Here is a 9,575-nt window from a genome sequence, read left to right as displayed (position 1 = left end):
TTATGTCCAGGCCTCGAAGCCTCTAGACTCTTACCTTCGACACCGATCATTCATTCCGGACCCCGCAGATGAATTTCCCCCGTTCCAAGAAGCCCGGCCGACTCCTGCCGCGGCTGCGCACCGCCCTCGCGCTCTCGGCCCTCGCCGTGCTCGCCGCCTGCACCACGGTAGAGAAGCCGTCGGTTCCCGAGAAGCCCCTCGGACGGGCCTTCGAGCGGGTCTCCTACAGCGACATCCCGGTCTCGGGAGGCTGGAGCGAGGCGCTCTCCGCGTTCCGGCTCTCCTGCCCGGCGCTCAAGGCCGAGCCCTGGATCAGGCTCTGCACCGAGGCCTCGTCGACCGCTCCCGAGGCGGCGGAGGCCTTCTTCAAGACGCGCTTCGCCCCGTGGCGGGTCACCGTGCCGGACACGAAGAAAAAGGGTGAGCGCACCGACACGGGCCTGATGACGGGCTACTACGAGCCGCTTCTCCGGGGAAGCCGCACGCAGGGCGGCGAGTACCAGCACCCCGTGCTCGCGGTCCCCGATGACCTCCTCGTCATTGATCTCGCCTCGCTCTACCCGGAACTGAAGGGCCTGAGACTGCGCGGAAAGCTCGACGGCCGCCGCGTCGTTCCCTACGATCCCCGCGGCGTGATCCAGGACCGCACGGACCTCCCCGCGATCGCCTGGGTCGACGACCCGGTGGACCTCTTCTTCCTCCACATCCAGGGCTCGGGACGCATCGCGCTTCCCGACGGCAGCTTCATGCGCGTCGGCTTCGCCGACCAGAACGGCTGGCGCTACCGCTCGATCAGCGGCTGGCTCATCAAACACGAGGGCCTGAAGCCCGAGGGCCTCTCCATGCAGCGCATCCGCGCCTGGGCGAAGGCCAATCCCTCGAAGGTGAAGACAGCGCTCGCCGAGAATCCGAGCTTCGTCTTCTTCGAGGAGCGCCGGGGCGACCCGGCGCTCGGCCCCCTCGGCGCCCAGGGCGTCCCGCTCACCCCGCTCGCCTCCGTCGCGGTGGATCCGCGTGAGTGGCGCCTCGGCACGCCCTTCATCGTCGAGGCCGATCAGGCCCGGCCGGAACTCCACTTCACGCGTCCCGTCGTCGCCCAGGACACGGGCGGCGCGATCCGCGGCACAATCCGCTTCGACTACTTCTGGGGGTTCGGCGAGGAAGCCGGTCAGCACGCCGGCCGTCAGAAGAGCGCCGCGCGCGCATGGGTGCTCGTCCCCGCGGGGCTCACCCCCGAGGACATCATTCCCTGATGAAAGAAGGGGCGGATCTTCAGGGAGCCGCCCCGCCGTGCATTACTGCACGTCCCTGAGGATTTCCTCGAACTGGTCGGCCGAGACCGCGCCCGTCATGCGCTCGCCCGAGGGGAAGAAGAAGGTCGGGGCGCCCGTGATGTTGTAGCGGCCCGCGAGCGAGAGATTGCGCTGCATCACGGAGGCGTCGCAGTCCGCGGGCGCCTCGGGCGGCGTGATGCCCTTGCGCATCCAGTCGACCCAGGCCTTCGAGGGATTCTTGCTGCAGACGATCTCGCGGTTGTTCTGCTCGCCGCGGATCATCGGCGTGATGAAGGTGTAGACGGTGAGGTTCCCGACGCGCTCGAAGACGCGCTCCATCGAGCGGCAGTACGTGCAGTTCGCGTCCGAGAAGACGATCACCTCACGCTCGCCGTTGCCGATCACCTGCTTGACGGCGTCCTGGCGCGGCCAGCGGCTCCAGTTCTCGCGCGCCCACTCGCGCGCCCGCTTCGCGGTCTGGTTGGTCTTCGTCTTGGTGTCGATGATCGTGCCGGAGATGACGTACTCGACCTTGTCGTCGACGTAGAAGATCCGGTCCTGGATGATCAGCTCCCAGATGCCCGGGATCGGCGACGGACGCACGCTGTCCGCGCGCAGACCCGTGGTCTTCATCAGCTCGTCGCGGATCGTCAGCTCGTCGGCGGCAGCGGCGGCTCCCGCGCAGAGAAGGAGCGAGGCGGCCGTGACGGCCGCGGCGACGGATTTTGTGAAGCGAGAAGTCATGATCTACTGCAATCTCTCTGAAGACGTATGGACGGACAGCAGATTATCGCGGATCGATCCTTCGGAGAAGCTGAACGCATCAGCGGGCGGGATCCGACCGCTTATACCATGAACTTGGTATCCATACTTTGTCCCCGGGGCAAATGCAAGTCTTGCCAAACGCGGGACTCATCCATATAATTCGCACTTCCGACATTTTGGCAGTGGCTAGGTAGCTCAGTTGGTAGAGCAGCGGATTGAAAATCCGCGTGTCGGCGGTTCGATTCCGTCCCTAGCCACCATTCAGACTGCCGGAGATGCACAGGGAAGCGATTCCCGGCGAAGCGTGGCTAGGTAGCTCAGTTGGTAGAGCAGCGGATTGAAAATCCGCGTGTCGGCGGTTCGATTCCGTCCCTAGCCACCACCCTTTTCGAATGAAAGCCCGTACGGTCAAGACCGCGCGGGCTTTTGTTTTTTCCGGCGCCCGGGATCTGCGCCGGCTCCCCGCGGGAAGGCCCCGGCGGGCCTTCCGCGCCTCGGATCCTTGGGGGAGCGGGCGCTCACTCGAAGCGCGCGTGCTCCTTCCACTCGTTCCAGCCGCGCTCGCGCAGTTCGCAGGCCGGGCACTTGCCGCAGCCGAAGCCCCAGGTGTGGAAGTGCGAGTGGTCGCCCATGTAGCAGGTGTGGGTCTCGTCACGCACGAGCTGCACGAAGGCGTCCCCGCCGATGCGGCGGGCGAGCTCCCAGGTCTCGGCCTTGGTGAGGCGCATCAAGGGCGTCTCGATCACCATCGGCGCGTCGAGGCCGAGCGAGAGCGAGACCTGGAGGCTCTTGAGCGTGTTGTCGCGGCAGTCCGGATAGCCGGAGAAGTCCGTCTCGCACATGCCGCCCACGAGCACGCGGGCGCCTCTGCGGTAGGCGATCGCCGCGGCGAGCGTGAAGAAAAGCAGGTTCCTGCCCGGCACGAAGGTGTTCGGCAGCCCCGAGGACTCGAACTCAATCCTGCGGGAGTCGGTGAGCGCGCAGTCGGCGATCTCGCCCAGCACAGGAAGCGCGAGCATGTGGTCGTCGCCCAGGCGCTCCGCCCACTCGGGTTTGACGGCGCCGATCTTCTCCCGCACGCGGGCGCGGCACTCGAGCTCGGCCTGGTGCCGCTGCCCGTAGTTGATCCCGACCGTCTCGACGCGCCCGAAGCGCTCGAGCGCCCAGCCGAGGCACGTGGTCGAGTCCTGCCCGCCCGAGAAGAGCACGAGCGCCGCCGTCTCCCTGCCCACGGCAGAGAGCTCTGAAAACTGAGTCATCTTTCTCTTTCCTTCTTCTTCAATCCGCCGAGGGCGCGGCGAGCAGCGCCCGGACGCGCTCGCGCACGCGCATGCACTCCTCGATGTGCGAATCGCCGAGATTCGTCACGGCCCACCAGGAGAGCGCCGCCGCGGCGCCCTGACCGGCGATGGGAAGCCATTTTGCCGCACGGCCGGCGAGCCAGCGGCTTCCGAGCTGCTTGATGGCGACGAGCGCCGCGGCGCTCGTCACGTAGCGTCCTGCAAAAACCGCGCCAACCTGGGAGAGCGCCGAGAGCACGGCGATCCGCTCCTCGGTGTGCAGACGCTCGATCTGCTCGGGCGAGAGCGCGAAGGCGCGGTTGATGCGCATGAGCATGTCGGCGAAGGTCGCGGCATCGACCGCGATGTCGACGCCCGGCATCGGGATCACAGCCGCCGCCGCGGAGATCGCGGCACGGCGCCGGACGAGCGCGCGCGCCTCGCGCGCGACCGCCTCGAGCGACTCCCCGGCCGCGTCGAAGGCCTCGGCGGGCACCTTTTCATCGGGCATTGAGCGCACCTCCTAAAAAATTCCGCCAAATCAAGGCGTTCATGGCTCTTAAGGCTTGCGAAACAATTAGCAACCTATAATCCGCTCCACTTCCAAAAGAATAACCTCTTCGCCGCGCTGCCCGGACTCAAACAACCGGTGCCCGGTCGACCCCTTCGTAACCAGAGCTTACGCAATGCAGCTTCTCGCCTTAGGCCTCAACCACACGACCGCCCCGCTCGCAGTCCGCGAGCGCGTTGCGTTCGGCACGGATGAAATCGCGGAAACGATCGCTCATCTGCTTGAGCGCTTCAGCGGAACGCCCCAGGGCGGCATCCATGAGACCGCCGTGCTCTCGACCTGCAACCGCACCGAGCTCTACGTGGCCTGCGAGGACACCGCCGCCGCCCGCGCGAGCATCCTCTCGTACATCGCCAACCGCAAGGGCGTCGCGCTGCGCGAGCTCGAACCCCACATCTACACCTTCGAGCAGGAGGAGGCCGCGCGCCACACGTTCCGCGTCGCCTCGGGCCTCGACTCGATGGTCCTGGGCGAAACCCAGATCGTCGGCCAGATGAAGAAGGCCGAGAAGATCGCCCGCGAGTGCCACGGCCTCGGCGTCATGCTGAACCACCTCTTCCAGTCGACCTTCACGGTCGCGAAGGAGGTCCGCACCGCCACCGCGATCGGCGCCAACTCCGTGAGCCTCGCCGCCGCGGCCGTCCGCCTGGCGCTCCGCCTCTTCGGCAGCCTCACGAACGAGCGCGTGCTCTTCGTCGGCGCCGGCGAGATGATCGAGCTCTGCGCGGCCCACTTCGCCGCCCAGAAGCCGAAGAGCATCACCATCGCGAACCGCACGGTCGAGCGCGGCCAGGTGCTCGCGCGCACCGTGCACGCCGACGCGATTCCGCTCGCGAACCTCCCCGACACGATCGCCCAGTACGACATCGTCATCTCCTGCACGGCCTCCGCTCTGCCGATCATCGGCCTCGGCATGATCGAGCGCGCCGTCGCCGAGCGCCGTCACCGCCCGATGTTCATCGTCGACCTCGCGGTGCCGCGCGACGTCGAGCCCGAGGTCGACCGCCTCGACGACGTCTACGTCTACACGGTCGACGATCTCGGCAAGGTCGTGAGCGAGGGCAAGCAGTCCCGCCAGGCCGCCATCACCCAGGCCGAGACGATCATCGGTCTGCGCGTGGCGGACTTCGTCGAGTGGATCAAGCTGCGCGCCGCCGTCCCGACCATCCAGTCGCTTCGCGACCGCGCGAACTTCCTGCGCGACGAGGAGCTCACGAGGGCGCTCCGCCACCTGCACCACGGCGACAAGCCCGAGGAAGTGCTCGAGATGCTCGCCCACGGCCTCACGAACAAGCTGCTCCACGACCCGACGATCCTGCTCCGCAACGGCGAGGGTCTCTCCACGGAGGACCGCGATCTGATGGAGCGCATGCTCGACCGCTTCTACCGCCGTCACGACCGCTGAAAAAAGCGTCTGACCGGCCGGCTGCGACGGGACGTCTTCCAGAAGGCGTCCCGTTTTGTTTGGGGCGCGGAGGAACCGTCAGCGTCCGCCGCGGCATACGTTTATCCTTGTGGGTTTGCATCAACCCCCGACCTTCAGATTCCCCGTCATGCTCACCGACAAAGTCCGTTCGAAGCTTTCCGCACTCTCGCGCCGCCTTGAGGAGATCGACCGCATGCTCGCGGCTCCCGAGACCGCGGCCGACATGAACCGGTTCCGCGACCTGACGCGCGAACGCGCGGAGATCGAGCCCGTCGTCGTGATGATGGCCGACTACGAGCGCGCCGAGGACGACCTCAACACCGCGAAGGAGCTTCTCGAGGATCCGTCGATGCGCGACTTCGCGCAGGAGGAGATCGAAACGGCCCGCGCGGCGCTCGAGCGCCTCGAGAAGGACCTCGAGATCCAGCTGCTGCCGAAGGACCCTAACGACGAGCGCAACATCTTCCTCGAGGTGCGCGCGGGCACGGGCGGCGACGAGGCGGCGATCTTCGCGGGCGACGTTCTGCGCATGTACCTCCGCTACGCCGAGACCCAGGGCTGGCAGACCGAGATCGTCTCGAAGACCGAGAGCGAGCTCGGCGGCTACAAGGAGGTGATCGTGCGCGTGATCGGCCGCGGTGCCTACTCGAAGCTCAAGTTCGAGTCGGGCGGCCACCGCGTGCAGCGCGTTCCGGTCACGGAGACGCAGGGCCGCATCCACACCTCCGCCTGCACGGTCGCGGTGCTCCCCGAGCTCGACGCGATCGAGGAGGTGAAGCTCGACCCGTCGGAGCTGCGCATCGACGTCTTCCGCGCCTCGGGCGCGGGCGGCCAGCACATTCAGAAGACGGACTCCGCGGTGCGCATCACGCACCTCCCCACGGGGCTCGTCGTCGAGTGCCAGGACGAGCGCAGCCAGACGCAGAACAAGGCGCGCGCGATGCAGATCCTCGCCGCGCGCATCCATGCCGCGCAGGTCGCCGAGCAGCAGAGCCGCGAGGCCTCCGAGCGCCGGTCGCTCATCGGCTCGGGCGACCGCTCCGAGCGCATCCGCACCTACAACTACCCCCAGGGGCGCGTGACCGACCACCGCATCAACCTCACGCTCTACCGGCTCGAGGCCATCATGAACGGCGACCTTGAGGAAATCATCACCGCGCTCACGACGCAGCACCAGGCAGAGGCACTCGCCGCGCTCGCCTGATAACCTTTCGGGTACGCACACCAGTTTTTTCGAGGAGGCAAAAGGGAATGGCTGAGGAAACCCAGATCGGTCCGTCAATCCGGGCGCAGCTCGGGAAGGCCACCCCTGTCATCGGCCGCTTCGAGGCCATGATCCTGCTCGGATTCGTCACGGGCAGGACGCGCGAGAACCTGATCGCGCACGACGACGACGAGCTCACCGACGAGGAGATCATGCGCTTTGACCTCCTCGTCTCCCTGCGCGCCGCCGGCACGCCGGTGCCCTACCTCACGGGCACCCAGGAGTTCTACGGGCGCCACTTCCAGGTCACCGACCGGGTGCTCATCCCGCGCCCCGACACGGAGGTGCTCATTGAACAGGCCCTTCTCGTCGCCCCCGCCGCCCCGCGCATCATCGACCTCGGCACGGGGAGCGGCTGCATCGCCGTCACGCTCGCGCTCGAGATCCCGGGCGCAAAGGTGACAGCGACCGACTCGTCGTCCGACGCGCTCGAGATCGCCCGCGGCAACGCCGACGTGCTCGGCGCCGACATCCGCTTCCTCGAGGGCTTCTGGTGGGACGCCGTTCCCGCCGACGAGCAGTTCGACCTGATCGTCAGCAACCCGCCCTACATCCGTCCCGACGACGAGCACCTGCGGAACCTCGAGTACGAGCCGCTCGGCGCCCTCACGGACGGCATCGACGGGCTCGAGTGCCTGCGCGTGATCAGCGCGGGCGCGATGGCGCGCCTCTCGCGCGGCGGGTGGCTCCTTCTCGAGCACGGCTACGACCAGGGCGCCGACGTGCGCGCAATGCTCGAGGACGCGGGGTTCGCCGCCGTGCGCACGATCCGCGACTACGGCGGCAACGACCGCGTGACGATGGGCCGCCGCGCGGACTGATCCTTCAGACTCAGTTCCTCCTTTTCCTAGGACGACGTACGGATTCCCGAGGGTCCGGATCGCTTCACTTCCTGTAATATTGAACTGACCGGTCATTCTAGAATCGGTTGAAGGGAAGCATCATGAAAGCGAAGAAAATCGTCGCCCTGCTCGCCGTGGCGGCCGTTGCCGGCGGCGCCTGGTACGGGCTCGAGATCTGGCAGACCATGCAGACGCCGAAGATCACGACGGCCTGGGGCAGCGTGGACGTGCGCGAGGTGAGCCTCGCCTTTGAGACGAGCGGCCGCATCGCGACGCTCGAGCGCGAGGAAGGCGACGCCGTGAAGCCGGGCGATGTGCTCGGGCGCCTCGACACCGAGCTCGCGGAGATTCAGCTCCGCCAGGCCGAGGCGAACGTGAGGCAGCTCGAGGCCGCGTGGCGCCTCGAGGCCGAGGGCTTCAGGCGCGAGGAGATCGAGACCGCGCGCGCGAACGTCGTGAAGCTCGAGCGCGACCTGTCGCTCGCTCAGATCAAGGAGCGCCGCCAGCGCGAGCTCTACCGCGCGAACGTCGGCACGAAGGACAGTCTCGACGACGCCGAGTGGACGAGGAAGGCCCTTGAGGCCTCGCTCGCAGCCTCGAAGGCCGAGCTCGAGCGCCTCGAGACCGGCAACCGCCCCGACGAGATCGCGGCCGCGGCCGCGTCGCGTGACGCGGGCGTCGCAGCGGCCGACCAGCTGCGCTACCAGATCAACAAGGCGAGCGTCATCACGTCGCCCGTGACGGGCTTCGTGAGAAGCCGCCTCTGCGAGCCGGGCGACATGGCCTCCTCGTCGCGCACGGTCTACGAGATCTCAGTGACGAGCCCCAAGTGGGTGCGCGCGTACGTCTCCGAGGCTCAGCTCGGGGTCGTGCAGGTCGGCGCCCCGGCGCTCATCCTCACGGACACGATGGGCTCGGTCGAGGCCACCGTCGGCTCGGTCTCGAGCGAGGCGGAGTTCACGCCGAAGACGGTGCAGACCGAGGAACTCCGGACGGCGCTCGTCTATGAGGTGCGCCTCATCGTCAATGACCCTGAGAACAGACTCAAGCTCGGGCAGCCGGTGACGGTTGACTTTGCGAACGGCGCCGAGGCGCGGACGAACTGAAGCGAAGGACCCTTTCTGAAAAGGGAGCAGGAAACATGACAACGGCGAAGGGAACTCCTGTGCGGGCACGTCTTGAGCACGTCACGAAGACCTATGCGGGGCCGGGCGGCCGCCGCATCCGGGCGCTCGAGGACGTGTCGGTCGAGATCCCCGAGGGCGTGCGCCTCACGGCGCTGATCGGCCCGGACGGGGCGGGAAAATCGACGCTGCTCAAATTGCTCTGCGGCCTCGAGGCCCCTGACCTCGGCCGTGCGGAGGCCCTCGGGCAGACGCCGGACCCGGACAACCCCGACCTCGTGCAGCGCGTCGCCTTCATGCCCCAGCAGCTCGGCCTCTACCGCGAGCTCTCCTGCATGGAGAACCTGATGCTTTCCGCCGAGCTCCGCGGGCTCGAGGGAGAGGAGGCAAGCGCCAAGGCGCTCGAGCTCCTCGAGCTCACGGGGCTCGGCCCCTTCTCCGCGCGCCACGCGGGGAACCTCTCGGGCGGCATGAAGCAGAAGCTCGCGCTCGCGAGCGCCCTTCTCGCCTCGCCCGACCTCCTGCTCCTTGACGAGGCGACGGTGGGCGTCGACCCGATCTCGCGCCGCGAGCTCTGGGGCGTGCTCAGAAACCGCCTCGCCGCGGGCACGATGTCCTGCATCTTCTCGACCGCGTACCTTGAGGAAGCCGAGACCGCCGAGTCGGTGATCTTCCTCGAGGAGGGGCGGCTGATCGCCTCGGGCACACCGCAGCAGCTGATCGAATCGGCCCGCGGCCGCACCTATGCGCTGCGCCTCGCCGGCGTCGAGGCCGCGCGCGCCGAGGCCTTGAAGCGCCGTCTGATGCGCGCCGTGCGCTCCGCCGACCCCGCGTCGGTGTGGCTTGACGCCGTGCCGCGCGAGGGGCGTCTCGACCTTCTCGTCGCCGGCGACGTTGACCCGGCCGCCGCGGACCTCCGTGCGGCGCTCCCCGCCGACCTCGCGCGCGGGATCGAACTTGAAGCCCGCCCCGCCAGGCTAGTGTAGCATTCGCAAAGTCCGTTAAGTAATGTTGTAAAATGGCTTCACC

Annotated in this window: 9 protein-coding genes and 2 tRNA genes; 8 read left to right on the top strand and 3 right to left on the bottom strand. The window is 67.7% G+C overall.

Translation table 11 applies throughout. The annotated features are described in order from the left end of the window. Positions 1 to 68: 68 nt before the first annotated feature. Positions 69 to 1,253, top strand: coding sequence for a murein transglycosylase A (locus Q4F91_RS11715; protein ID WP_303337900.1), 1,185 nt, complete (start codon positions 69 to 71; stop codon positions 1,251 to 1,253). A 42-nt stretch (positions 1,254 to 1,295) separates the two neighbouring features. Here the strand turns inward: Q4F91_RS11715 and Q4F91_RS11710 are convergent, their stop codons facing one another. Beyond that, positions 1,296 to 2,018, bottom strand: coding sequence for a DsbC family protein (locus Q4F91_RS11710; protein WP_303337899.1), 723 nt, complete (start codon positions 2,016 to 2,018; stop codon positions 1,296 to 1,298). Between the two features lie 205 nt (positions 2,019 to 2,223). On the opposite strand from Q4F91_RS11710, the gene Q4F91_RS11705 reads away from it, so the two are divergent. Both Q4F91_RS11705 and Q4F91_RS11700 read left to right on the top strand, forming a co-directional pair. Continuing rightward, positions 2,224 to 2,299: transfer RNA gene (locus tag Q4F91_RS11705), tRNA-Phe, on the top strand. Between the two features lie 46 nt (positions 2,300 to 2,345). After that, a tRNA-Phe gene (locus tag Q4F91_RS11700) sits at positions 2,346 to 2,421 on the top strand. A gap of 136 nt (positions 2,422 to 2,557) precedes the next feature. On the opposite strand, the gene queC is transcribed toward Q4F91_RS11700, so the two are convergent. Together queC and Q4F91_RS11690 are read right to left on the bottom strand one after the other, a co-directional pair. Beyond that, complete coding sequence (gene queC / locus Q4F91_RS11695; RefSeq protein WP_303337898.1) at positions 2,558 to 3,298, bottom strand: 7-cyano-7-deazaguanine synthase QueC; 741 nt, start codon at positions 3,296 to 3,298, stop codon at positions 2,558 to 2,560. Between the two features lie 19 nt (positions 3,299 to 3,317). After that, on the bottom strand, positions 3,318 to 3,830 hold the full coding sequence (locus tag Q4F91_RS11690; RefSeq protein ID WP_303337897.1) for a hypothetical protein: 513 nt from the start codon (positions 3,828 to 3,830) through the stop codon (positions 3,318 to 3,320). Positions 3,831 to 4,005: 175 nt separating this feature from the next. Between Q4F91_RS11690 and hemA the strand changes: the two genes are divergently transcribed. The 5 genes from hemA to Q4F91_RS11665 all read left to right on the top strand — a co-directional run bounded on the left by hemA (position 4,006) and on the right by Q4F91_RS11665 (position 9,532). After that, complete coding sequence (hemA, locus tag Q4F91_RS11685; RefSeq protein WP_303337896.1) at positions 4,006 to 5,295, top strand: glutamyl-tRNA reductase; 1,290 nt, start codon at positions 4,006 to 4,008, stop codon at positions 5,293 to 5,295. A 148-nt stretch (positions 5,296 to 5,443) separates the two neighbouring features. Then, a complete protein-coding gene (gene prfA, locus Q4F91_RS11680) occupies positions 5,444 to 6,520 on the top strand; it encodes a peptide chain release factor 1 (protein WP_303337895.1) in 1,077 nt (358 codons plus the stop codon). 47 nt (positions 6,521 to 6,567) lie between these two features. Beyond that, positions 6,568 to 7,401, top strand: a complete 834-nt coding sequence (prmC, locus tag Q4F91_RS11675; RefSeq protein WP_303337894.1) for a peptide chain release factor N(5)-glutamine methyltransferase — start codon at positions 6,568 to 6,570, stop codon at positions 7,399 to 7,401. Between the two features lie 122 nt (positions 7,402 to 7,523). Beyond that, positions 7,524 to 8,528, top strand: a complete 1,005-nt coding sequence (locus tag Q4F91_RS11670) for an HlyD family efflux transporter periplasmic adaptor subunit (protein WP_303337893.1) — start codon at positions 7,524 to 7,526, stop codon at positions 8,526 to 8,528. Between the two features lie 35 nt (positions 8,529 to 8,563). After that, complete coding sequence (locus Q4F91_RS11665; protein ID WP_303337892.1) at positions 8,564 to 9,532, top strand: ATP-binding cassette domain-containing protein; 969 nt, start codon at positions 8,564 to 8,566, stop codon at positions 9,530 to 9,532. The last annotated feature ends 43 nt before the right edge of the window (positions 9,533 to 9,575 follow it).

Origin of the sequence: Sutterella sp. (assembly GCF_030539355.1) — a bacterium.
In the GTDB taxonomy this organism is placed as follows: Bacteria; Pseudomonadota; Gammaproteobacteria; order Burkholderiales; family Burkholderiaceae_F; genus Sutterella.
The sequence above is the reverse complement of the archived record's forward strand: the minus strand, read 5'-3'. Positions and strand labels throughout refer to the sequence as shown.